The sequence below is a fragment of the Candidatus Hydrogenedentota bacterium genome (assembly GCA_016791475.1).
Classification (GTDB): Bacteria; Hydrogenedentota; Hydrogenedentia; order Hydrogenedentales; family JAEUWI01; genus JAEUWI01.
This window is the reverse complement of record JAEUWI010000070.1, coordinates 1-23,729: the sequence shown is the minus strand read 5'-3', so window position 1 is coordinate 23,729 and position 23,729 is coordinate 1. Positions and strand designations below refer to the sequence as shown.

16 protein-coding genes are annotated in these 23,729 nt (G+C 59.8%); 8 read left to right on the top strand and 8 right to left on the bottom strand.

Going from position 1 to position 23,729, the window contains the following annotated elements; translation table 11 throughout:
- Positions 1 to 49: 49 nt before the first annotated feature.
- Entirely contained in the window at positions 50 to 757 is a 708-nt protein-coding gene (locus tag JNK74_25085) for a response regulator transcription factor (GenBank protein ID MBL7649465.1), read from the top strand.
- Complete coding sequence (locus tag JNK74_25080) at positions 754 to 2,529, top strand: HAMP domain-containing histidine kinase (GenBank protein ID MBL7649464.1); 1,776 nt, start codon at positions 754 to 756, stop codon at positions 2,527 to 2,529. The genes JNK74_25085 and JNK74_25080 overlap by 4 nt, the downstream gene beginning before the upstream one ends.
- A 163-nt stretch (positions 2,530 to 2,692) precedes the next feature.
- On the opposite strand, the gene JNK74_25075 is transcribed toward JNK74_25080, so the two are convergent.
- Both JNK74_25075 and JNK74_25070 read right to left on the bottom strand, forming a co-directional pair.
- Positions 2,693 to 3,397 (bottom strand): hypothetical protein, encoded by a 705-nt coding sequence (locus JNK74_25075; protein ID MBL7649463.1) that lies wholly within the window; start codon positions 3,395 to 3,397, stop codon positions 2,693 to 2,695.
- Positions 3,398 to 3,438: 41 nt separating this feature from the next.
- On the bottom strand, positions 3,439 to 4,938 hold the full coding sequence (locus JNK74_25070; protein MBL7649462.1) for a DUF1501 domain-containing protein: 1,500 nt from the start codon (positions 4,936 to 4,938) through the stop codon (positions 3,439 to 3,441).
- Positions 4,939 to 5,766: 828 nt separating this feature from the next.
- Between JNK74_25070 and JNK74_25065 the strand changes: the two genes are divergently transcribed.
- Together JNK74_25065 and JNK74_25060 are read left to right on the top strand one after the other, a co-directional pair.
- Positions 5,767 to 5,985, top strand: a complete 219-nt coding sequence (locus tag JNK74_25065) for a hypothetical protein (GenBank protein MBL7649461.1) — start codon at positions 5,767 to 5,769, stop codon at positions 5,983 to 5,985.
- 5 nt (positions 5,986 to 5,990) lie between these two features.
- On the top strand, positions 5,991 to 6,398 hold the full coding sequence (locus JNK74_25060) for a type II toxin-antitoxin system VapC family toxin (protein MBL7649460.1): 408 nt from the start codon (positions 5,991 to 5,993) through the stop codon (positions 6,396 to 6,398).
- Positions 6,399 to 6,410: 12 nt separating this feature from the next.
- Here the strand turns inward: JNK74_25060 and JNK74_25055 are convergent, their stop codons facing one another.
- The 3 genes from JNK74_25055 to JNK74_25045 form a co-directional block, all read right to left on the bottom strand.
- Positions 6,411 to 7,292 carry an SEL1-like repeat protein gene (locus JNK74_25055; protein ID MBL7649459.1) on the bottom strand — a complete coding sequence of 294 codons (882 nt, stop codon included), beginning with the start codon at positions 7,290 to 7,292 and terminating at the stop codon, positions 6,411 to 6,413.
- 67 nt (positions 7,293 to 7,359) lie between these two features.
- Positions 7,360 to 10,614, bottom strand: a complete 3,255-nt coding sequence (locus JNK74_25050; GenBank protein ID MBL7649458.1) for a DUF1553 domain-containing protein — start codon at positions 10,612 to 10,614, stop codon at positions 7,360 to 7,362.
- Positions 10,615 to 11,142: 528 nt separating this feature from the next.
- Positions 11,143 to 12,564 (bottom strand): sodium/solute symporter, encoded by a 1,422-nt coding sequence (locus tag JNK74_25045; GenBank protein ID MBL7649457.1) that lies wholly within the window; start codon positions 12,562 to 12,564, stop codon positions 11,143 to 11,145.
- Positions 12,565 to 12,971: 407 nt separating this feature from the next.
- On the opposite strand from JNK74_25045, the gene JNK74_25040 reads away from it, so the two are divergent.
- Entirely contained in the window at positions 12,972 to 13,739 is a 768-nt protein-coding gene (locus JNK74_25040; protein ID MBL7649456.1) for a 4-hydroxy-2-oxovalerate aldolase, read from the top strand.
- Between the two features lie 39 nt (positions 13,740 to 13,778).
- Here the strand turns inward: JNK74_25040 and JNK74_25035 are convergent, their stop codons facing one another.
- The 3 genes from JNK74_25035 to JNK74_25025 all read right to left on the bottom strand — a co-directional run bounded on the left by JNK74_25035 (position 13,779) and on the right by JNK74_25025 (position 19,552).
- Positions 13,779 to 14,678, bottom strand: coding sequence for a hypothetical protein (locus JNK74_25035; protein MBL7649455.1), 900 nt, complete (start codon positions 14,676 to 14,678; stop codon positions 13,779 to 13,781).
- A gap of 99 nt (positions 14,679 to 14,777) precedes the next feature.
- Positions 14,778 to 18,482, bottom strand: coding sequence for a protein kinase (locus JNK74_25030; GenBank protein MBL7649454.1), 3,705 nt, complete (start codon positions 18,480 to 18,482; stop codon positions 14,778 to 14,780).
- Between the two features lie 200 nt (positions 18,483 to 18,682).
- Positions 18,683 to 19,552 carry a phytanoyl-CoA dioxygenase family protein gene (locus JNK74_25025; GenBank protein MBL7649453.1) on the bottom strand — a complete coding sequence of 290 codons (870 nt, stop codon included), beginning with the start codon at positions 19,550 to 19,552 and terminating at the stop codon, positions 18,683 to 18,685.
- Positions 19,553 to 19,713: 161 nt separating this feature from the next.
- Between JNK74_25025 and JNK74_25020 the strand changes: the two genes are divergently transcribed.
- From JNK74_25020 to JNK74_25010, 3 genes are all read left to right on the top strand, one after another.
- Positions 19,714 to 20,988, top strand: a complete 1,275-nt coding sequence (locus JNK74_25020; protein MBL7649452.1) for a Gfo/Idh/MocA family oxidoreductase — start codon at positions 19,714 to 19,716, stop codon at positions 20,986 to 20,988.
- A 444-nt stretch (positions 20,989 to 21,432) separates the two neighbouring features.
- Positions 21,433 to 21,729 (top strand): heat shock protein HspQ, encoded by a 297-nt coding sequence (hspQ, locus tag JNK74_25015; protein MBL7649451.1) that lies wholly within the window; start codon positions 21,433 to 21,435, stop codon positions 21,727 to 21,729.
- Positions 21,730 to 22,017: 288 nt separating this feature from the next.
- Positions 22,018 to 23,661 (top strand): sodium:proton antiporter, encoded by a 1,644-nt coding sequence (locus JNK74_25010; protein ID MBL7649450.1) that lies wholly within the window; start codon positions 22,018 to 22,020, stop codon positions 23,659 to 23,661.
- Positions 23,662 to 23,729: the final 68 nt, after the last annotated feature.

Sequence of the window (23,729 nt, the reverse complement as noted above, 5' to 3'; positions counted from 1 at the left end):
TGAATGTGGCAGGCTGAAGGAGGTGGATATCTGCGAAGAAGAGGCCAGCATGGGACCAAAGATACTGGTGATAGAGGACGACGCCGCGATTCGCCGTGGTATCGTGGACGCCCTTGAGTTTGAGGGCTACGCCACCCTGCAGGCAGGCGATGCCGGCAACGGCCAGGCGATTGCGCTGGATGCGGCCTACGACTTGCTGCTGCTCGACCTTATTCTACCGGACGGTCATGGCTTTGATATCCTCCGCGCTGTGCGCGCGTCGCGCCCCACCCTTCCGGTCATCGTGCTGACGGCACTGGGACAGGAACGTGATCGCGTGCAGGGACTGAAGCTTGGTGCGGATGACTATGTGGTCAAGCCTTTCAGCCTGAAAGAACTGCTGGCCCGGGTTGAGGCGGTGCTGCGGCGCTCACCGGCGCGCCCCGGCGATGTGCACGAGTTGTCTCTTCGCGATGTGGTGGTGGACTTTGAGCGTCGCGAAGTGCGTCTTCCCGGCGGCGGGCGGGCGGAGTTGTCCGAGCGGGAGCTGACCCTGCTGCGCTATTTTGCCCAGCATCCGGGCCGGGCCATCTCGCGGGATGAGTTGCTTGCGAACGTCTGGCGCATTGACCCGCGATCGATCGTGGAGACGCGCACGATCGACATGCACGTGAAGCGCCTGCGCGAAAAGCTCGGGGACAGCGCCGCCGACCCCGCCATCCTGTTGACCGTGCGCGGCAAGGGCTACATGCTGGCCCGAAATGGGGAAAACGCGTGAAAGGGCCGACGCTGTACGGTACCCTCTTTGGGGCCTGCCTCGTACTCGGCGGTATCGCCACGATCTGGCTCGGGACGACAGTGCTCCGCCTCGATCGGGAACAGCGCGCCTACCAGGAGGCCGCCGCACTGGAGGAGAATGCCCGCCTGGCCCTGTGGCGCATGGACTCGGCCCTGGGGCCCTTCATTGCCGCGGAGAGCATGCGTCCGTCGGAGCAGTACTCGGCCTTCTATCGGGCCGCGCAGGTCATCGACCCCGTCAGCAATGACTTGACCAAGCAACAGATAGAATTGCCATCGCCGCTGATGACATTCAATTCGCCTTTCATCGACCTCCACTTCGAGGCGGCTGAGGACGGGACGATCACCTCGCCCCAGGTGCCCGACAGGGAGCGCCAGCAGCTCGCGACCACAAACTTTCTCAGCCCTCCGGCGCTGACGCAGGCCAGCGAGACTCTGGACAAACTCCGCGCGCGGATACAGTGGCCCGTACTCTTGTCGCAGGTTCAGCGGAAGGGCGCGGAATCGACGATGCCTTCCCCCGCTTCGCCGACCGTCTCGGAGCCGCTGGATATGCTTGCGCAGAGCAACGCGTCCGAGTTGCAGGCGCGCACCTCGCAGGCGCTGGTGCAGAGCAACGCCGCGCCGACAAAAGTCTTTCGAAACTCGATGGCGCCTGAAAGTGAATCGGATGACGGCAGCCGTCAGGAAGGGCCCATGATCCCGTTGTGGCATGGAGAGGATCTGCTCCTCGTGCGCACAGTGCGGACGGAGGACGGGGTAATGATTCAGGGTTGCCTGCTCAATTGGCCGGCGCTGCAGCAGTGGCTTCTGGGGCTGACGGCCGATCTGCTCCCGGGCGCCTCCCTCGTCGCGGAGGGGGCGTCCACGCCAGTGACCGGGGAGAGCCCCGGCCGACAGCTTGCCGCGCTTCCGGTGCTGCTGGTCCCTGGACCCTTGCCAGCGGGCAGGGCAACCTATACCTCGTCCCTGCAGATTTACCTGCTGCTTGCGGTCGGCGGCATCGTGCTGGCCACCATCGCGGTGTCCGCCTTGCTCTGGGGGGCGCTCTCGCTCAGCGAGCGGCGCGGTCGCTTCGTATCCGCCGTGACCCATGAACTGCGCACGCCGCTGACCACCTTCCGGCTCTATACCGAGATGCTGGCAACCGGCAGGGTACGGGACGAGGCAAAGCGCCAGGCCTATGTGGAAACGCTCCATGCGGAGGCGGGGCGTCTGTCCCATCTGGTGGATAATGTGCTCGCCTATGCGCGCCTCGACCGGGGCCGCGTCGATGATCGACTGGTCGAGACGGACGTTTCAGAAATGCTGCTGGAGCTCCTGCCCCGGCTCCAGCAACGGGCGGAACAGGGCGGTATGACCCTGACGCTGGAAGGGGCGGACACGGTGGCGCAGGTACGGGCGGATCCGGCATCGGTCGAGCAGATACTATTCAATCTGGTTGACAACGCCTGCAAGTACGCGGTTTCGGCGACTGACCGGCGGATCCATATTGAGCTTTTTGCGGAGGCGCGCGTGGCCGGAATTCGCGTTCGCGACCATGGCCCGGGCATTCCCGATCGCCACGCCCGGCGCGTCTTCCGGCCCTTCACCAAGTCGGTGCACGAGGCGGCCCGCACGGCGCCGGGCGTGGGCCTCGGGCTCGGGCTGAGCCGGCGCCTGGCCCGCGCACAAAGGGGAACGCTATTGTTGGAGAGGGGCACCGGAGGCGGGGCAAGTTTTGTGCTGCGGCTGCCGATGGCGAGGGGTTAGCGGCAGACGGGCAGGAATGTATTTCCCAGAGAATCGCACTGTTCTGCACAGATGAAGAGGAGCATTCAGTTACCGCAGTGTCCAACCGCTCTACGCCCGGCGTACGGATTTTCTATCTGCGTGAAAGGGCGGGAAATAGAGTCACTCCTGTCACGTTCGAAGCTCAGTCGGAGGGAAGTGGACCATCCAGTGTGGCGATTTCACGGAGGGCTGCGATGAAATCGTCAGTGATAGGAAAAGGCTCGCAAAACTCGCGGCGGACTGCGGTACCATTAGACAGTACAACCACGCTGTTCTTGTGGTAGTGATCTGGCCACTCGATGAATACCGGCACAGGTGCAATATCTGTGTCGCTTTCGGTATCCCAAGCTATAAAGCGAGTTCGCGGCAATACCCGTTCAAAGCCGTTGATATTAACCCTGAGATCTTTGTCGCGGTCTTTCATGTCCAAGGCTTTGTAGGCTTCAATAAATGCCATCGCCTCCGCTTCATTTCGAATTTCCCATGGGATATAAACAAAACTGTCGTCATTGAAACCTTCTCGACCAAGGTCCCGATTCTTGTCATTTCCCTGTCGGCGAACATCGCCCCATTCACATTGCAGCCAGCAGGAACTCGGCAGGCAGTCGGGATAGAAGCCTTCGGAATCCATCATGAGGTTACCGCGAGTGGCGCTGATTGGGGGGAGGAGCCCGCTGTGTTGTTCTGCGTAGACATCAAAGGCGTTGTGGACCATCCTGATGTCGTTCATACAACTGGCGATACGGGCCTGCTGACGCATTTCATAGAAACCGCGGGCTGCCAGCAAGAAGAATATCGCAGAGATTGTTATGGCTATGACGATGACTTTTTTACTTTGCTCGGACATGGTCGGGTCTTGCCTTGCGTTCCTCTCGATCAATCCTCCATCTACGCCAACACATCCCCAATTACATGCCCGTGGACATCGGTCAGTTTTCTTTCCGCGCCATTGTGATAGAAGCTGAGCTGTTCGTGGCCGAGGCCGAGCAGGTGGAGGATGGTGGCGTGAAAGTCGTAAATAGTCGCTACGTTTTCTACCGCCTTGTAACCGAACTCGTCTGTTGCGCCGTAGCTGAAGCCTTGCTTTACGCCCGCTCCGGTCATCCAGACGGTAAAGCCGCTGGGGTTGTGGTCGCGGCCGCTGGCGCCTTTCTGGAAGGTGGGCATGCGGCCGAATTCCGTGGTCCACACGACCAGGGTGTCGTCCAGGAGGCCGCGGGCCTTCATGTCTTTGATCAGGCCCGCCGCCGGGCCGTCGAGGATCGGTGCGTGGATGTCGTACTGAGATTTCAGCGTCTTGTGGCCGTCCCAGTTGCCCACGCCCTCGCCCATGGCGTAGGCGCCGTTGAAGAGCTGGACGAAGCGCACGCCGCGCTCGATGAGGCGGCGCGCGAGGAGGCAGTTCTTGCCGAAGCCCGCCTTGAGCGGATTGGTGTCGTCGATGCAATAGAGCTTGCGCGTCTCGGGGCTTTCGTTGCCGAAGTCGCTCATGGAGGCCGCGCGGAGTTGCATCTTTGCCGCAAGTTCGTAGGACGAAATGCGCGCGCTCAGCTCGGTGTCGCCGGGGAAGCGCTCCAGGTGTTTGTCGTTGAGGAATTTCAGAAAATCGCGCGTGGCGGCCTCGTCGCCGCTCTTGATATTGGCGGGCGTGGCGAGGTTGGGGATGGGCTTCTGCGCGTTAAACGGCACGCCCTGAAACACGGCGGGGAGGAAGCCCGAGGCCCAGTTGTTCGGTCCGGTCTGGGGCACGCCGCGCGGATCGGGAATGGCGACGAAGGCGGGGAGGTCGTTCGCCTCGCTGCCGAGGGCATAGCTCACCCAGGCGCCCATGCTCGGGAAGCCCTCCAGCGTGAAGCCCGTGCTCATCTGGTTCTCCGCCGGGCCATGGGTGTTGCTCTTGGCGGTCATGGAGTGGATGAAGCAGAAGTCGTCGGCCATCTCCGCGAGATTGGGGAAGAGATCGGAGATCATCTTGCCCGATTGCCCGCGCGGACGGAACTCCCAGTGGCTCTTGTTGAGCGCACCCTGCTCGCCCTGGAACGTGACGAGGTTCTCATTGCCCGGCATGGGCTGACCGTGGCGCTTGATGAGTTCGGGCTTGTAGTCCCACGAATCCAGGTGGGAGCACGCACCGGAGCAGAAAATGACCAGTACATTCTTCGCGCGCGGCTTGAAGTGAGGAAGGCGCGCCGCCAGCGGTTGCGTGGGGTCAATGACGGGGCGAATCGGCACGGTGGACGCCTGGGCCGAAAGCATGCCCTGCTCCGCGAGTAACGCGGACAGCGCAATGCCGCCCAAGCCCGCGCCGGCGGACTGAAGAAAGCTGCGGCGGTTCAGAAGGTGCTGGCCGTCGGGGTAGATTTCGCGTGGGGGCGTATTGTCGGTCATGGGTACTGCCTCTCGTTTTGTCGACAGGAGAGAGGATAGCAGATATGGGGTGCGAATTATGAATTACGAAGTATGACGAGGGGGGAAGTGGGTTCGGGCGGATCGGTGGCGTGTGGCTAATGCACAACGCCGTGCAGGTTCGGACCATGCGTTTCGATACTAATCGTGCGCGGCAAGGTGAAGCGCTAAAGGAGCTTAGACATTCCTGTCTGAGACAAAGATTACGTCGCCATTCGAATGACTCGAAGATGTGTACTGATCCCTAGCTATTCGAAAACACGACGCTGGTATCTCAGGCTGTCCGACACGTTCGCAATACCTTTCCATGCCTCGGTAGGTTCTGTCTCAGGCAGGAATGCCTAAGCCCCTTTGGCAGAGGGCGGCAGGTGGGCCCGGGTCCTTGTCAGGCTATCGGTTTGAACCATTCCAACGGGGGCTGGCGAGTCTGCCGACATCGGAGGGGGGTAACCGGTATAGCCCCAGAGAGCGGTCGACAAAATTCATCCAGCGGGATTGGACGGGGCCGATAGCTTTGGTCTGATTCGGATATTCCCCACGTACTGCCGCTATATATATGGATCGGACGTTGCACTTTTCTGGGGGGCGGAGTGAACTACGGCGTTAGAATCAGGGAAAAAATGGAGCCACGAATGAACACGAATGTACACGAATGGGTGGAGGGGGATGAGCGGAGAAAACGTTGAGGGCTGGGGCGGGGGAGGTTTCCCACAGATCTTCAAAGATTCTCACAGATGGGAAAGAGGGAGAATCAGATTGGGCTCAAAATCGTGTATACTGGAGAAGTAGCGAATCACGGAGATCGTCCCCATGGCAATTCAAGACCCTGCAGCAAGAACACCTACACCGGAAGAGCACTCGCGCGGCGACTTTTGGCGACATCAGACGCTGGCTGAACTGGCCAAGGCCCAAGGCGTTGTTCCGGTAGAGGACGTTCGCGTCTTCTACGGCACGTGGCCGGGTGAGCCAGACGATGGCTTTGAGGCGTTGATCTACGAGCATCGACACGCAACGCAGGCGCGAGGATAGTGGAAGTGGCGGGGGCAGAGATACTTCTGGATACGAATATTGTCTCCTACCTCATGCGGGGAGGGGATCTGGCGGATCGCTATCGCCCCCATCTCAAGGGAAAGCTCTTGGCAGTTTCATTCGTCACCATCGGGGAGCTCTATTTCGGCGCGGAGAAGCGAGGGTGGGGAGAATTGAAATGGCGGTCCCTCAACGCAATGCTCAGTGGTTTGGTCGCGGTTCCGTATGACATCGAAGTTGCCCGCTGTTACGGGAGGATAGTGGCGCATCGCCACCGCATCGGCCGACCCATTACGTCCAACGATACTTGGATTGCGGCTTGTGCCGTTGGATACTCCATTCCCTTGGCTACGCACAATGCCACAGATTTCGACGAAATTCCTGGGTTGGCGGTCGTGACGGAGCAACCGTAATGGGACAGTATTTTACTGTTGGCGCTGCTGAAGATATTCGGACGAGCGACGTTGCGCCTCAGCTATCTGCTCGGCGGTCATCAGCAACGCGAGTTCGTCTCTTTCGATTGCGGCGGACTTTCGGGATACTGCGGCGATGTTGTACCAATGGTAGGCCGTGACATAGTCCTTGGGTACCCCAAAACCGAACCGATAGCATAAGCCGAGACCGTCCTGCCCCGTGGAATTTTCTTGCTCGGCTGCTTTGCGGAACCACTTTGCCGCTTCAGCGTTGTCTATCGGTACACCCATGCCGCCAAGGTAATGTCGTCCCATTTGCGCTTGCGATTCGGCATGTCCTTGTTCCGCAGCCATGCGGAACCATTTGACCGACTCTTTAAAGTCTTTACCCATAGCCCAATCCTCGGAGTAAAAGACGCCAAGTGTCCACTGCGCGCTGGCAAGACCTTGTTCCGCTGCCTTACGAAACCAGTTGGTAGCCTCTTCAAAATCCTGCTTTACCCCGTGCCCTGTGGCATAGCAGTTTCCCAGTGAGTATTGGCCAAAAGCGTGTTTCTGTTCTGCAGCTTTCCGATACCAGGAAGCGGCTTTACTGTAGTCCTGCGAGGTGCCCTTACCATCCTCGTAGCACATGCCCAAGCTAACCTGTGCGTCGGCATGTCCCTGTTCCGAAGCTTTGAGATACCAGTCTAGTGCTGTCTTCTCGTCCTTAGGAACCCCATTGCCAAACGCATAGCTTCCGCCTAGGAGATATTGTGCGGCAGCATCCCCTTCGGCAGCTAACTTTCGCCAAGTGGAAATGTCCGCCTCAGTTGTTTTCTGCGGTTCAGCGTAGAGTGTGTTCAATCCTAGAACTAAGGAAATCAACACTATATAAGTGCCACGACAATTCATAGGTGGGCTCCTTCCATATTGTGAACGGGCTCAATTGACGAGTCAGCGTATCCAAGATACTATGAATTCAATTCACATACAAAAACTCATTCGTATTATAGAGCGCGCGACAAAACAGCATGAGACCGTGTTCCTTAATGAACTCCGCAGAGGCCGCCTTTTCTTCTTCCAGCGCATCGCGCGAGTAGGCCAGGCGGAAGGCGCGGGCGGCCTGGTCTTCGGGGGCGGTGCATTCGCTTTGCAACCGCCTGGCGAGAAGTTCGGCCTGCTGGTTCATGAAGGGGCTGTTGAGGAGGTTGAGGGCCTGTAATGGCGTGGTGGAGGTCGTGCGTCTTGGCTGGTGCTGGCCGCCGTCGGGGCAGTCGAAGATGCCGAAGGTTTCGTCTTGCGCTACGCGGGGTTTGTATTGGTAGATCATGCGGCGCCATTCTTCGGGGCCGAAGGTTTTCTTGGGTGTGTAGACGCGGACGTAGTTGTCGTTGGGCTCGAAGGCGTTGTAGCCGGGGCCGCCCATGGCGAGGTCGAGGACGCCGCTGGTGGCGAGGATGGCGTCGCGGATGGGCTCGGCTTCGAGGCGTCGCGGGGGGAAGCGCCAGAGGTAGACGCTGGCCGCGTCGGCGGCGAGGGCGTCGGGCCGGGGGGCGCTGGACTGGCGATAGGTCTGGGAAAGGAGAATGCGGCGGTGGAGGGCCTTGGGCTTCCAGCCTTCTTCGATGAAGGTGGCGGCGAGCCAGTCGAGGAGTTCCTGGTTGGTGGGGCGTGCGCCCATGGCGCCGAAATCGCTGGGGGTATCGACGATGCCGCGACCGAAATGATGCTGCCAGATGCGGTTGACCATGACGCGGGCGGTGAGGGGGTTGTCCGCGCTGGCGATCCAGTCCGCGAGCATCTTGCGCCGTTCCTGCTCGGGCGTGGCGTCGGTCAGTTGGAGGGGCGCGCCGACGTGGGACAGACCGCCGGGGTTGACCGCTTCGCGCTCGGCCATGGGATCGCCGCGGTAGAGGAAGTGGGTGGGCTCGGGGTCGGTGAAGACGCCGCCGTAGATTTTCGGAACATCGCTCAGGGTCTTGAATTCGGTTTCAAGGGTTTTCTGCGATGCAAGGAGCGATGCGAGCCGTTCCCGACCGGCGCTGTCGAGGCCGGCGGTGGCGTATTGGGCGACGTTGGGCGTTTTGATGCCGAAGGGGGCGCGGTCGCGCTGGTTGGCCACGGTGCGCCAGGCGCCGTCGGCGGTCTGGACCTCGATGGTATATTCCGTGGCGAGGCGATCTTTGAACTTGTCTTCGCGGTCGCGGCCCCAGATGACGCGGTCGATTACCCTAGGCGCGGGAAAGTCGATCTGGGCCCAGCCGGTGTCGCCCTCTTTGGGGATCCAACTGAAACTGTTGCCGTATTTGCCGTCGTTCAGGTGCGCAATGGTGTGGAGCTCGTTGCCGTATTCGCTGGAGGCGGAGGGGATTGCGCCGGCACCGGCCAGGGCAATATTCTCGGGCATGTCACCGCTGGTGTAAATTTCGAGTTCGTCGATGCAGGCGCCGTGCTGGTTGACCTTGCCGACGGTGAAGCGGAGGGCTTTGGCTTCGATGGGCGCGAAGCGGTCTTCGTTCTTCGCATAGTTTACAGCGGGGCGAAGCTGGGGACGCGCAGCCAGTGCGGTCGCACCCATCGCGACGAGATCCGCCGCCACTTTGCCCTTGTTGTCGTCGGCGCGGAGGAGGATGGCGCTTTGCTCAGTCAGGGTGTGGATACCCGCGTCGAAGAAGCCGCTCCAGATATTCTCGCCGGTGTCGGTTTCGCGCTGTGAGGCGGCGCGGGTTTGATCGACGGTAGCGAGGGGCGTCTGATCGTCCCTGGTGGCGGGGTTGCCATCCGCGTCGAGCAGGTAGGTCACTTTGGTGCAGCGATCCTTGTCTACGATCCAGGAGAGGTGGATTCGCTGCTCGCCGGTCGTTGCGGGGTGCCACGACATGAGGACCTGGCCGGTGTTGGCGGTCCAGAGTGCATAGCTTTCGCCGGGCTCCGTCTCGGACTTGCCGAGAACGCCGCGCTCCATGGGGCGAACCCAGAGGGTGGTGCGCGCGGGGCCCGTCGCGGGGACGAGGGGGCCCTCATCGTCGATGGCGGTGACGTCGAGCACGGCCATGGGGGTGAAGGCGGAGAGCTGTCCCGCGAGCTTTGCGATTTGCTCGGAGACTACCTTGGCCTTGGCCAGTTGGGCGTCCCGCTCGGGGGACCTGATCTCGCGGTCGCCGTGTTTTACGCCCGCAAAGATGGCGCGCATCTGGTAGTAATCGCGCTGGGAGATGGGGTCGAATTTGTGATCGTGGCACTTGGCGCAACCGGCGGTAAGCCCCAGGAAGGCGCCGGCGGTGGTGGTGACCATATCGTGGAGTTCCGTGTCGCGCTGGTTTTTGGTCAGCACGATGTCGGGACTGGTCACCATGTCTTTCGGGCCCGCGACCAGAAAGCCTGTGGCGGTGTCCGCGCCCAGGGCGTCGCCCACGAGTTGTTCGCGGATGAACTGGGTGTAGGGAAGGTCCTGATTAAATGCGTTGATTACATAGTCGCGATAACGCCAGGCGTTCGGGCGCGGTTGGTTCATTTCAAAGCCGTAGGTCTCTGCGAAGCGGACGACGTCGAGCCAGTGGCGCGCCCAGCGCTCGCCGTAGTGGGGGGACGCGAGGACTTGATCGACGAGGGCGTCGTAGGCCCCTGGATCGGGATTGGCGACGAAGGCATCGACTTCTTCCGGCGTGGGCGGGAGACCAAGCACATCGAGGTAGAGGCGACGGATGAGCGTATGGCGATCGGCCGCTGGCGAGGGAGTGAGGCCCTGATCGGTGAGCTTCCGGAAGACGAAGGTATCGATGGGATTCGAGGACCACCGCGCGTCGGCCACTTCGGGTAAGGCGGGCTTCGCAGGCGGGCGAAAGGCCCAGTATTTTTCATTGCCATCGATCTCGGCGGCAATCTGCGCGCGGGCTTCGGTCCGGGCGGCGTCCACGGTGGTGCCGGGCCAGGGCGTGCCCGCGGCCACCCAGGACTCGAGCGTTGCGATGGCATCGTCGGGGAGTTTGGCGTCGGGCGGCATCTTCAGGTCGGCATCGGCGTGACGAATGGCCTGGATCATTCGGCTGCTCTCGGGATCACCCGGGACAACGGCAGACTTGACGAACAACGCCGCCAGGGAATCCAGGCGCAGACCGGATTTCTGTTGTTCGGGGCCGTGGCACTTGAAGCAGTTTTGCTCCAGGATGGGAAGGACTTGCGTGGCGAAGTCGGGTGCATCCGCGAATGCGCAGAAAGAAACCGATAGTGCCATGCTTGCCACACTGCTAAGGGCCGCCGTGCGGGCGTTTTTTTGGAGAACCATTGCGTCGTACCATCCCAGCTCATTGCAGAGCTACTACATGCTTGCCAATACAAGGGTTATGATGGCAAACCAGCGGGGAAAGTGCAAATGAAGAGTGCGAGTCTGAGGTCTGAGCGGAAGGTTAACCACAAAGAACGCAAAAGTGAAACGTGCGGGATTTGATGGCGGCTTGGAGAGAAGATTTTCCCAGAGATTCTCACAGATTCACACAGATAAGAGGGGTTTGATTTGCGTGGTTCGAGAAGGGGTGAAATGGGATTCAACCTCAAAGGACTCAAACTTAAGGATAGTAGGTCTGTTTTTTTGAGGCTCAAGCGTTTTCAGTGTGCGCGGACCTTGACATGAGGCATTGAAACAAAATATTTAACCACGAAGAAGAAATGGGAGTGGGATTGATAGCCAGACATTGGCTGCCGTCTCCTCTGTTCTTTCTTCGTGTGCTTCGTGATCTTCGAGGTGAAATCTTTCTCCCCTGGATCAGGCTGGTGCGGTGGTGGGTTTGGTGAAGCTTGCGAAGATGATGCAGGCGATGTAGCCGGTGACCAGATTGATGGTGATGGAGATGAGGGGAATCCACTCGAAACTAATGGGAGGATTACCCGTGATCGGGTCCCATCCGAAGATTTCACCGGAGAAGGCCGTGAGGACGGCGGCGGCCGTGCCAAAGAACCAGCCGACCCAGACGCCGGGCGCGTTGGCGCATTTCACGAACAGGGCAAAGAAAAAGAGGCCGAATATGGGGGTCACCAGGAGGTTGGCGGTTTTGCTGCATACCTCGGTGATATTGCCTTCGATATTGCCAACGAATGCGCTGCCTATCATGACCAGTCCGCCGATGGTAAAGGCCAGAATTGTTGCCGCCCGAACGTGACCCTTTTCCGTCGTGGGCTTCTTGCCAAATCGGTCCATCAGATCGGTCATGACGACAGCCGTGATGGAATTCACGCCGGAGTCCACGCTGGACATGGCGGCGGCGAACATGGCGGAGATAACGAGACCGGAGATCCCCATCGGGAGATGGTGCGAGATGAAGCGGGGGTAGAGATCGTCGGCATTGACCTTTAGATCATAGCCGGCGGGCAGGAACTCCGGGTGATGATTGAAATAACCCATCACGGCGAAGCCCACGAGGAAAAGGATCAGCGTGATGGCGGTGCTGGCGCAAAGCTGGATGGCGTAGGCCCTGCGCGCGGCCTTCACATCTTTGGTGGCCATGAATCGCTGCACGGAGAGCTGGTCGCCCCCGGCGGTGCACACATACCAGATCCAGATGTTGAAGAAGGTACCGAGGACGGTGAGGCGCGTGCTCGGGTCGAAGCTGTAGAGGGGCTGTACGTCCCAGTGGGGCTGCCAGGTGGTGGGGAACCAGGAAAACCCGCCCATGTCGATGGAGATCATGATGACGACAAGAATCGCGCCGCCAAACATGAGCATGGTCTGAACCAGATCGGTGATGACCACCGCGCGCAAGCCGCCGAGGGCTGTATAGGTGACGGAGACGAAGCCGATGACGAGGACGATCCAGGGGATGGCGCTCTCGTCGAGATCCATCATCTTCGACATGGCCTTGGCCATGAGGTAGATGAGGAGGGACATCCACACGAGGCGCAGGGCGAGGAACTGGGCCACGCCAATGAGTCGAATGCTCAGGCCGAGGCGGGTCTCGAGCAATTCGTAGGCACTGGTCACCCGCGTCTTCATATAGACCGGGAGGAGGACATAGGCCACCATGGGAAAGACAAAGGGCAGGGCGAGCAGGGTCATGATATACATGGGCCCCTTGCCGGCCACTTCGCCGGGAATGGAAAGATAGGTGATGGTGCTCAGGAGCGTGGCGAAGAGGGAGACGCCGATGAGGAAGGGATTCATGGCCCCGCTGCCCACGAAATACTCCGACATCGTGTTCTGCGTGCGGCTGAAGTACCAGCCGAGATAGATGGTGGAGGCGCAGTAGAGGAAGATGATCAGCCAGTCGAGCCAGACCAGCCCGACCTCGTGCGGCATGACCGGGGAGGCTTCCTGCGCTCCGGCGCCGAGGGTCGAAGCGGACAATGCGGCCAGGAGGGCCAGCGGCCTGAAGCTCAGGCCGCGGTAAGTCGGGGTCAGTGGTTGCAGGGTACGCGTCACGGTCTGGGAAACTCCTTCTCACTGCTGGTCGCCGCCGGAGCGAATACGCCAGTCCGACGATGCGAGGTGGGGTACTATAGCACGCTGGACAATGGGGGAAACAAGTTGTTATAACCATTGCTCGCGGCACGCCCGAGGCGGGAGCCCGGCCACCAACCACCACGAGAAGGAAGTACCCCATGAGAAAGAGCAAGGCCCTCGCCAAGATCCGCGCTGGAAAGCCCGTCCGCATGTGCGTCATGGGACATTTCATTCCCCCCTTCGTGCATATGGCCGCGCGGGCGAACTTTGACTGCATCTGGCTGGACCTGGAGCACCGGCTCATCCCCGAGCAACAGCTTCAGGCGTTGTTAACACACTTTCAGCTCGCGGATATCGATTGCATGCTGCGGCCTTCGACGTTGGAGAAGTCGCGGCTCTATCGCTACCTCGAAGACGGCGCGGCGGGTCTGATGATCCCTCACGTGTCCACGGCGGAGAAGGCGGAGATGCTGGTGCAGTCGGTGAAGTTTCCGCCGCTCGGTGATCGCGGCCTGGACGGGGCGGGCCTGGACACGCGCTATACGCTCATGGATGGGAAGGAATACGCCGACGCGGCGAATCGCGAGACCTTCCTCGTGGTGCAGATCGAGACGCCCGAAGCGATTGAAAATGTGGACGCGATTGCGGCGGTGGAAGGGGTGGACGGGATTTTCGTCGGCCCCGGCGATCTGGGGCTGCGCCTGCGCACCTACCCGGACCTGCCCAGCCTGGACGAATGCATCGAGCGCGCGGCGGCGGCCGCCAAGCGCCACGGCAAGGCCTGGGGCATGCCCGCGGGCACGCCGGAAGCCCTGAAAAAATACACCGCCATGGGCGCGCAGTTGCTCGCCCATGGCAGTGATTTCGGTGCGATTATGGGGACGATTGAAGCCAGCGCCAGGAATCTGGATGAGGCGCTGGGGTGATGTAAACGGTTTGCACGATTTTGCCGATAAAGTGCGCTATTAGTGGAAGTGAACAGTCTTGCAATGCAAACTGCCCACCACGCAAATTCCACCAACTTCAGTACAGCCTCTAGGATATATATCTACACATGTCCGGTAAAATGCTTCATGTGTCGGGTCCGTTGAGTTGTTACAACAACATTCGTCACCGCCACCGGAAAATATTACCGCTTCAGGCGTATCATCCTGTGCTTCCACAAAAGTAAATTTGCCAAACTCTGTTTCTGGCAGTATGCCCATCTCGTGAGCAAGGACAACCGTGTGAATGAGGAATGAATCGCTAAAGCCCTCTGGGTCAAGGATGGGATTGCCCATTTGATCAAGTTCCAAGCTGCCATCTGTCTTGCGCTTGTACTCGGATTTGGCTGGAGAGTAAAAGATGCATTGAAATGACATATTGCCCAGGCCGCCAGTTCTAGCATTGACGCGATTGAGTGCGAACGACCCCAGGGCGCGAAGCCGACCCTCGACATTTAAATCTTGACGTTTTGTAAATAGGGGGAATCTGAAATTCGCAGCCATGAGATCTTTAATCGCTGTATCCAGAGATTGCGCGGTTGTCGCTAGTGACCCATCGACTCGCCCCTCCACCATTTTCCAGAACTTCAAGTCATTGTAACCACCGTCCACAAACAATTGGTTCAAATCACGAAGTTCTTGTCTTAGATCGTTATATTCAGGACCGGTCAAGCCGGATGTGTTTGCGTACCAGGTCGCGATCACATCTTTGGCGAACAGATCCCTGTGAAACAGGTCTCTAAACGTGTATGCACCAATCGCCTTTACAGTAAAAAGCAACGGTGGCGCGTAGTCGCCGCTGTCCAAGCCATTATTGCATGCGGTTACCATCGGTGCGGGCGTTGATTTGTCGTCTTCAATGGCCTTCACCACAGCTTCCATGTCATACGCCTGTGTCAGTTGAACTGCTATACACGAGAGTAGCATCGTTGATCCAAATCTTAATTTGCGATACATAATTTTCCCTTTTTGGTTGGACTTTTAGTTCCCGAAGATCAATGAACGGTTGTAACTGTGTTTCGTAAGCGCACCACGACTTGTAATTTTAATCACGGTATTGGTGGACGCCAGTTCTTCCACGCGCATGTTCCAGAAAGGTTGTGCTATCGAACGCGCCGAGGTCAAGTCCAGAACCGAGGTGCGGTAGAATTGGTTATGAATCAGCATTTGCCGCCCGTCGAAGGTTGGTCGCATGGAGACTTCGTCGCCGCGCCCGGGGGCGGTCCAGTCGTCGAGTTGGAAATCGCCCATTCTCTCCCAGGTTTCCGCGTTCCAGGTAGTGACGGTTCCATCGGAAGCGACCGTGCATAATCTTTTACCGTCGATGGAAGCAACTACGCCAAGTAGGGTGCCTTTGCCAACCAATACTTCGCCGTCAACTTGCAGTGTACCGAACTGGGCGATTCGCAGACGGCCATCGTCACACGCCATGGCTACGATGGCTCCCGCATCAAGTAGGCAGAACGCCCGGACGACCGACGGGATTGAGGAAAGTTCAGTGGCCTCCGGATTGGAAATGTGGGACTTGTGGATTCCCCCGTCGGACGTTGCGACGAGAATGGACTCGTTGTCGTCGGCTAGAAGTGTTGCCGTTACCTCGAACGGAAAAGGGGGCAGCGCGGTCGATGTCCCGGTTAACACGTTTCCGATTTCGACCAAATTCTTATCGCGACAATACAAGACTAGGGTGCCGTCGCTCGAAAGAGAAAGCCGCGGCATGGTCTTGTTACCGGTTTCGAAACGGCTTAGCCAGCGCATCGAGTTCAGATCGAGCGCTTGGAGTTCGCCGGTGTTCCATTTCAGAATCGCTTTCGTTTCGTCTCGCGAAATGCAGAGGTCTTCAATTCTGGGGTTTCCTTCCAGCGTGGTAGAGCGTGCCAGTGCAACAGCGCTCTGCCCAGGCGGTCTTTTTGCGTTAAAGATCTGGAACGCATGATATTGTGATGAGGAGACCAAACGCTTCCGGTCGGGCGACAGCTCTGCCCAGCCCAATTCCTTGTTCTGCCCCAGGAACGTCGCAGTGGGCGTGCCCGTGGCTACGTCCCACACGACAAATCGGTTTGCGTCTGAACAACCGACAATCTCATCCTCGCCATCGAGAAAATAGGCGTAGCGCATGGCACCTCCTGTGCCAAACGCCCTCTCGAATTCCTTTTTGCCACGACTCCACATCCGGACTTGGCCGTCGTCCGAGGTGGAGACAAAACGCCGTCCGTCTTTCGTGAAGTCTAAGCCGAAAACGCGACCGTAGTGGCCTTCAAATTCTTCAATGCTCTCGCCGGTCTGCACATCATGGAGGAAGAAGCGGACGAGGTCGTACTGGATGGTGACGGGCGAATCGGTATTTCGTTCGGTGGCACCGTGGTGGTCGGCGCGGAGGAAGTTTTGGCCGTCCGGTGTTACCCAGATCCCGATTCCGTCCAACTGGTATTGCCGCTTGAGGTCATTCAGACCGAGCGCGACGATGGTGTCTTTTACGCCTTGCTTCGTAGTGTTATCGTAGTGAATCAGCAAGAGATTCTTGTCGGGAAATTCACGGACGACAAGAGCCGCGCGTCCGGATCCTTCGATGGTGCGGAGAATGTTTCCCGTTCGCGCTTCGCGCTCGGTTATGGTGCCGTCCAATGCGCCGACCCAAATTCGATGGCCATCGTCGGAGAAACTCAGGGCGATGCCTTCGGACGGCCCTGTGTGTTCATGGAGCAGTGTACCCTTTGGAAGCTCCCAGACGGCGAGGTAACCCCCAGACCCAGTTCCGGCGAAAAGTGATCCACTCCGATCAAAGGCGACGCCGTAGAGCTTATTGGCACTTCCCTGGAAATCCGCGATGAAGTCGCCGGTTTCGGCGTTCCACAGACCCGGGGGCTCAAACTCGCGCATGGCGACGATGAATTGACCGGTGGGGTCGTAGTGGGCACGGACGATGGCGGAGCGATCATTGCGGATGTTCAAGAGCTCGGGATTGGCCTCGAGGCGCAGGAAGCGCCAGAGCCAGTCGCGCTCGGATTCCGGGGCCTCGTCCAGAGCCTGATTGGCCAGGCGCATTTGCTGTTCCCCGATGTGGGCCTGGGCGAGTCGGATTTGGGCGAGGTACTGTTGGCGCTCCGCGATCTTGAGGGAGGCCTCGGCTTCCGCGCGCGCAGCGGCTTCCTTTTGCCGGGCGTCCTTCTCGCTGGCGGCGTTTTGCTCGGCCACCGTTCGCGCGGCGCTTTCACGGAGTCCGGCGTTGTAGACCTCCCAGTACGAAAAGGCGCCGATGGCGAGGAGCGCGGCGACCGACGCCAGTCCTGTATTGATCATTACGCGATGGCGCCGGTAGAGTCGCCCGAGCATGTCGCTAAACTTGTAGGCGTAGGCCCCGACCACGGCGCCCTCGAGGAAGTGCTGAACGTCGCTGGCGAGTTCCTTTGCGCTGGTGTAGCGTTTGCCGGGGTGGAAGGCGAGGGCCTTGTCACAGATGGCTGCGAGTTCGGGGGGCGTGTGGGGCGCTGCTCTTAGAATCGACGGTGCGGGGAGCGTACCGACCCGGCGGATCGTGTCGATGGAGTTGGACCAGGGATGGGGCAGATCGCCGGTAAGGATTTCATACAGGACGACGCCGAGGCTGTAGACGTCCGATTGAACGCCGACCGCGTCGACTTCGCCCCGTGCCTGCTCGGGGGCCATGTAGAGGGGCGTGCCCATGATATCCTTGGAGCGGGTCTTGAATTCCGCCATGGGCTCTTCGCCGAGCTTGAGCTGGCTTATGGTCTTTTCGAGGGCGTCGCGGTGGGCATCCATGTCTTTCTGCATTTTGGCGAGGCCCCAGTCGAGCACCACGCATTCGCCAAACTCGCCCACCATGATGTTGGAGGGTTTCAGGTCGCGGTGGATCACGCCCTTGGAATGGGCGTAGGCCATGGCCTGGCAGACGTCGAGAAAGGAGCGCAGAAGGCCGAGGCGGTCTTCGGGGTTCTTGCAGTTCTTAATGCTCTCCGCCAGGGTTTCCCCGCGAACAAGCTTCATGGTGTAGTAGAGCTGGCCGTCCTTTCGCGTTCCCAGTTCGTACACGGGCACGATGGAGGGGTGCTCGAGTTGCCCGGTGATTTTGGCTTCCTGGAGGAAGCGGGCCATCATGGCGGCCGAGCGGCGCATGGGGCTGCGTGGGCTCTCCGGTTGCGGCGCCTGGGATAGCGTGCTGTCCGTGGGACTGACGATGTGCTCGGGCAGCAGCTCCTTCAGGATAACGTCGCGGCCAATCTGTTCGTCGTGGACGAGGAGGATACGGCCGATGCCGCCGCGGGCGTACTCCGAGCCACGGGTATATCGTCCGATAGTCTCGGGCAGGATCTGAGGGGGGAGCCCGTGGGGGAGGATCTCGGCGAGAATGGTCTGGTCCTCGGCGGGGCCCCATCCCTGGTCCGTTTTTGCGATGGAGCCGGAGAAGACCTCTCTTGCGGCCTCGTCGCCGCCAAAGGCTTTTAGCGCCGACTTTTCATCGCCGTGATGGGCGTGGATGATCGTATCGACGATCCGGCAAAGGAAGGCCTGGTCCTTTTCCGAAAGGGCCTTGGAATCGACGAGGTATTCCAGAAGGGATTGGTCCTGCGTCTGACGCAATGCGGCGGCGAAATGAACGAGGGATCCGCGCGAAACCAGCCGAAGCTGGCACGCGAGGATTCCAACGAGCAGATCGTATTCGCGCATGGGGTTTTTCGTTCCTGATGCCCAAGTAGAAAAGTCCTTGGATAGTAGAAGATTGGCAACGTATTTTCAACACAAAAATCCGCGTTGAGGCAAGAAAAAAGCCGCACATCAGTGATGTGCGGCGTGTTGATCGATTTGCGTCCGCGATTGTGTCCACTTTTCGGACAAGGCGGGCCGGGTGTCCAAAATCCGTCGGTGAATCAGCTTCCCGCTTCGTACAGTACGGGGAAAAACTGCCCCGAGAGGGGCGTGCCTTTTCCGAGGGGCGGCACCCCTTCAAGAAGCGCGTCGTCGGACTCGGAGCGCACACCATCGCGGACCACATTGAGCACCACGGCGCGGCGCGAGCGGGGTGATTTGTTGTCGTAGGATCCGTGGACAAGCAGGGGATGGTGAAAAGCGCACTGGCCGCGCTTCAGGCGGATGGGTATCGGTTTGAAGGCTTCCTTCTGTTCGTCGGACAGGACCGATTGAATCGCATCCATGTCGCCCGCGAGCCCGGTGATGGGCAGGAGTGGCCAGGTGTGACTACCGGGCACGTAGTAAAGGCAACCGTTCTCTTCATCCGCGTCGTCCAGGCCGATCCAGCAGGTGAGGTGTTGCATGGGCTGCGTGCGGGTCCAATAGGAGTAGTCCTGGTGCCAGGCGACGACGCCGCCGTGCTTTGCGGGTTTGCAGAAGAGTTGATCGTGCCAGAAGCGCACGGAGCCCCCCAGCAGATCGCTTGCGGCGCGGGTGAAGGCGGGGTTCCAGAGGATGTCATGGAAGCCGGGGGTTACGCGCCACGCGCCGAGGGCGTGGAAGAGCACGGTGTTGGGATCGGCGGACTCGTTGGAGTTGTACTCGTAAAACAGAGAATTGCCGGGGTGCTTCGGATTCGTTATTTCGGCCAGCTCCTCGCAGAGGACGTCGCACTGGGCGTCGGTGAGGATGCGCGTGCCGGCGACATAGCCGAGATCCTGGTATTGCTGGACCTGATCGGCGGAGAGGTGAAAAACGGCCGGGTCCGTGGCGGCGAGCTGTTCGTCGAACAGATTGCCCACCGGTTCATGCCTGGTTGATAAGTCCATGGAAATGCTTCCTCCTGCAAGATGTTGAAACGCGGTCCGCGCCGCGGAACCCAACTTATACAGGATCGGATGGACGAAACGAAAGTCGGGGCTGGACAATGGACCGGGTGGCGTAGTAGGTTCAACGGGCAAAACAGCCTTTTTCGAGAAAGAACGGTACTATGTCCCAGCACACCCTCAAGGTCACCATCAGCGGTACCGGATTTGCCGGCGATTTCGTCGCCCGGTCTTTTGCCATGCTGCCCCATCGCAATGGCGTGGAGCTTCAACTTGCCGGGGTGAACTCCGGCCATCTGGGCAATGCCGAGCGCTTCGCGGCGAAGCATGGCGTGGGCCAGGCCTTTGCGTCGCACCGGGAGATGCTGGAGGCGGTGCGGCCCGATATCGACTGCATCGCCTGTGCGAATCACGCCCATGCCCGCTATGTGATTGAGGCGGCGGAGGTGGGGGTGAAGGTGATCGTGCTGGAGAAGCCGCCGCTGATCTGGCCGGGCTATCCCGAGGGGCGGGAGGCCTCCGCCGCGATCCGAAAGGCGGAATCGATGCTCGCGCTGGAGGAAGTGCTTCAGGCGGTGGAGCGGAGCGGTTCCAAGCTGCTCTATGCGGAGAACTTCATTTACACCGATGGCATGATGGCGCTCGTGGAGTTGATTCGGGAGGCCCAGGCCTGCGACAAGGGCAAGATCCTGCTTCAGCAGGGCGTCTGCGCCCACACGGGCTCCCACGCGCTGGATTATGATACCCCCGCAAAATCGGGCGGGGGAAGTTTGTTTAACAAGGCCTGTCATCCGCTGGGTTCGGCGCTCTACCTCAAGCAGATCGAGGGCATGCTCCGGGAGGGGCGACCCATCAGGCCCGCGAAGGTTTCGGCGGTGGCGCTGGGGATACTCCGCCAGCAGCCCGAGGGCGCGGGCGAGCACTTTCGTGTGATGCAGCGGGTGGACGACTTTGCGCGAGCGACGGTGGTCTTTGAGGACGGCACGGTGGCCGAGCTTTTTGGGTATGACCTCAGCATCAGCGGCATCCGCAATGAGTTCTCCGTGATTGCCGACTTCGGTCAGTACGACCTGCGGATGAACCCAAACAACGAGAGCGAACTTTTCCTGCCGGACGGGCGCTATGCGGGGGATTTGCTCTTGCGCGAGAAATTGCCCACGCCGCAGGGCACCTCGTTTCCGCGTCCGAAACAGTTTCACACCCATGGTTATGTCAACGAAATGGACGACGCGGTCGCCTGCGCATTGGAGCCCAATCGCTATCCGCAATCGGGGCCGTTGCTGGCGTGGGACACCATGGCGGTGCTCATGGCGGGCTATGAATCCGCCGAGCGGGATTCGGCGTTTGTGGATGTTTCGGAATACAGCCAGGTGGCCGCGGGCGGCCCGGCGGCCTTGCCGGACCCGCGGTATTTCGGGCGCGTGCTTCAGCGGCACTGAGTTCAAGAGAAATTTCACCACGAATGCACGAAGAACACGAAGAGAAAAGTATTGGTGGCGCTGGATGCTTTTGGGGTGGTCATTCGATTGCCATTGGCTTGTTGCACTCAATCCATCGCACGCAAAGGCGCGAAGGCGCAAAGATGGGGGGGCTGATCCAATGAATACCGGGCGTGCAAGAAGAACCACAATTGTTTAAGCCCTCTTTCTCGATTGTTTCCTTTGTGCTCTTCGCGCCTTCGTGGTGAAAAATACTTTGGTTCTTGCTTTCCCTGAAACTATTTTTCATTCTGCTGGTATAATGGTCATAGCGGTGCATCGCCCTGCATCGGCCGTATCACAAGAGAGCGGGCGCGTGGCCTCTCTTGGCAAAGGCCAGTTTCGGCGGCCGCACGATCAGGCAGCTCGATTAACGCGGTGGCGGACAGGCACAGGAGTCGCGTCATGGCCCAGTTTGAAGTTGGACAGATCGTTCATCACAAGCGCTACAACTATCGCGGCGTCATTGCCAAGGCCGATCCCCGCTGCGGCGCGCCCGACGAATGGTATCGCGGCAACCCCACCCAGCCCAATCGCAGGCAACCCTGGTATCATGTGCTCGTTCATGGAGGAGCCGAAACCTACGTGGCCGAAGAGAACCTCGAGCTTGACGCGACCGGAAAGGAAGTTGTCCACCCCTACGTGCCGCGGATTTTCAGCATGTACATCAAGGGCCGATATCATCGCTTTTGTCCGAACTGAGGGGATATCGCAAAACAGCACGGGTGTCGCCCCTGACGGGCGAGGGGCTGATCGGACTGATCCGACGGAGAGAACTGATCGACGCGCAGGGTGGGCTGGCTCGCCCTGATATCAAGCTCAATGAACAATGTGTCGCTGGAGTCCGCTACCGTCTTCTAATAGCCCGACTTCTCCGCGCTTCCTACGGTTTCCCCTCATTCGGCTCAGGGCCGCCTGACGAAGTTGCCCGCGCGTCGCCAGGGCGCTTACTATCAGGGGCGTGGGGCGGGGAGTCGGAAGAGGTAGCGTATGGAACCCAATTATCTGGTGGCATTGGCATTGTTGATCGTGCTCGGCGTAGGGGCGCAGTGGATTGGTTGGCGTGTGAAGATCCCGTCCATCCTGTTTCTACTGGCCTCGGGATTGCTCGCGGGGCCGGTGCTCGGCTGGATCCAGCCCGATAAGCTCTTTGGCGATTTGTTGCTGCCGCTGGTCTCGGTGTGTGTTGCGTTGATCCTGTTTGAGGGCGGCTTGACGCTCCGTTTTCGCGAGCTGGCGGCGGTGCGCACGGTATTCTGGCGCCTGGTCTCGCTGGGTGCGTTGGTAACGTGGGGGGTGACGGCGCTTGCCGCGCGCTACCTTATTGAGGTGTCGTGGTCTGTCGCCTTGTTGCTCGGCGCCATTCTTGTCGTTACGGGTCCCACGGTGATCGGGCCTCTTTTGCGCCACATACGTCCCACGGGAAAAGTCGGCCCGCTCTTGAAGTGGGAGGGCATCATGATCGATCCGGTGGGCGCGAGTCTCGCCGTGCTGGTGTTTGAGGGCATCACCAGCGATGCGGGCCACGCGGCCACGGGCATACCGATGGGCATCGCCAAGACGCTGGCCATCGGCCTGGGTTTCGGTATTCTTGGGGCCAACGCGCTTGTGTTGATGATTCGACGCTACTGGATTCCCGAGTTTCTGCAGGTCGCCATCAGCCTGGCGATGGCTATCGGCGCCTTTGCCCTGTCCAACTCGTTAATGGAAGAGTCTGGACTGCTTACCGTTACCATCATGGGAGTCTGGCTGGCGAACCAGAACAAAATATCCATCCGACAACTTGTTGAGTTTAAGGAAAACCTGCGCGTACTTCTGCTGGCGGTCCTTTTCGTTCTACTGGCGGCGCGTCTCGACCTCGCGCAACTTCAAGAACTCGGCATCGGTGGTTTTCTATTTGTTGCCGTGTTGATACTTGTGGTGCGGCCCCTCTCGGTGTATTTGTGTACGCTGGGTACATCCATGACCCGCGCGGAGCGCATTTTCCTGTGCTGGATGGCGCCGCGCGGGATCGTGGCGGCGGCGGTGACTTCCGTGTTTGCGCTTTACCTGCGCGAAGCGGGATTTGAAGGGGCCGAGCGCATGGTTCCGGCCACGTTCCTGGTGATCGGCGTCACGGTGTTGGTCTATGGTTTGACCGCCGGTCCACTGGCCAAAAAGCTTGGCCTCGCCATCGCCAATCCCCAGGGGTCCATCATCATCGGAGGACACCCGATTGCCCGGCAACTGGCGGCGGTACTGCAGAAAGAAGGCCTGGACGCGATCCTCGTCGACAGTAACTGGCGCAATGTGACCGCCGCGCGCCAGGAAGGCCTGACGGCGCATCTGGGTGATGCGCTTTCGGAGCGGCTGCTGGATGATCTGCCTCTGGATCGGATGGGGCGCGTACTGGCGCTCACGGGAAACTACACCGTAAACGCACTGGCCACACTGCATTTTTCCGAGATTTTTGGACGGTCGGAAACCTACCAACTGGCGACCGAATCGAGTCCCCGCCGGAGCCAGGACGAAGCGGAGCTTCCGCGCCATCTTCGGGGCCGGATTCTTTTCGGGGAGAGCTATCCCTATCGCGTACTCAGCGAGCGGGCCTGGGCGGGGGCCAAAGTCAAGGCGACGGCGCTTACGGCTGAGTGATCCCCAGTTTTCGATTCTTTGCAATTGTTTGTGTAGCAGATAGTTAGCTGTTGACGTAGCGCCAAATT

Excerpts from the sequence above, each read along its gene's own strand:
- JNK74_25025 (MBL7649453.1), bottom strand. The coding sequence starts at position 19,552 with ATGGACTTATCAACCAGGCATGAACCGGTGGGCAATCTGTTCGACGAA.
- JNK74_25020 (MBL7649452.1), top strand. The coding sequence starts at position 19,714 with ATGTCCCAGCACACCCTCAAGGTCACCATCAGCGGTACCGGATTTGCC.
- JNK74_25085 (MBL7649465.1), top strand. The coding sequence starts at position 50 with ATGGGACCAAAGATACTGGTGATAGAGGACGACGCCGCGATTCGCCGT.
- JNK74_25045 (MBL7649457.1), bottom strand. The coding sequence starts at position 12,564 with ATGTCGGAGTATTTCGTGGGCAGCGGGGCCATGAATCCCTTCCTCATC.
- hspQ (MBL7649451.1), top strand. The coding sequence starts at position 21,433 with ATGGCCCAGTTTGAAGTTGGACAGATCGTTCATCACAAGCGCTACAAC.
- JNK74_25040 (MBL7649456.1), top strand. The coding sequence starts at position 12,972 with ATGAGAAAGAGCAAGGCCCTCGCCAAGATCCGCGCTGGAAAGCCCGTC.
- JNK74_25035 (MBL7649455.1), bottom strand. The coding sequence starts at position 14,678 with ATGGAAGCTGTGGTGAAGGCCATTGAAGACGACAAATCAACGCCCGCA.
- JNK74_25030 (MBL7649454.1), bottom strand. The coding sequence starts at position 18,482 with ATGCGCGAATACGATCTGCTCGTTGGAATCCTCGCGTGCCAGCTTCGG.
- JNK74_25075 (MBL7649463.1), bottom strand. The coding sequence starts at position 3,397 with ATGTCCGAGCAAAGTAAAAAAGTCATCGTCATAGCCATAACAATCTCT.
- JNK74_25055 (MBL7649459.1), bottom strand. The coding sequence starts at position 7,292 with ATGAATTGTCGTGGCACTTATATAGTGTTGATTTCCTTAGTTCTAGGA.
- JNK74_25050 (MBL7649458.1), bottom strand. The coding sequence starts at position 10,614 with ATGGCACTATCGGTTTCTTTCTGCGCATTCGCGGATGCACCCGACTTC.
- JNK74_25065 (MBL7649461.1), top strand. The coding sequence starts at position 5,767 with ATGGCAATTCAAGACCCTGCAGCAAGAACACCTACACCGGAAGAGCAC.
- JNK74_25010 (MBL7649450.1), top strand. The coding sequence starts at position 22,018 with ATGGAACCCAATTATCTGGTGGCATTGGCATTGTTGATCGTGCTCGGC.
- JNK74_25070 (MBL7649462.1), bottom strand. The coding sequence starts at position 4,938 with ATGACCGACAATACGCCCCCACGCGAAATCTACCCCGACGGCCAGCAC.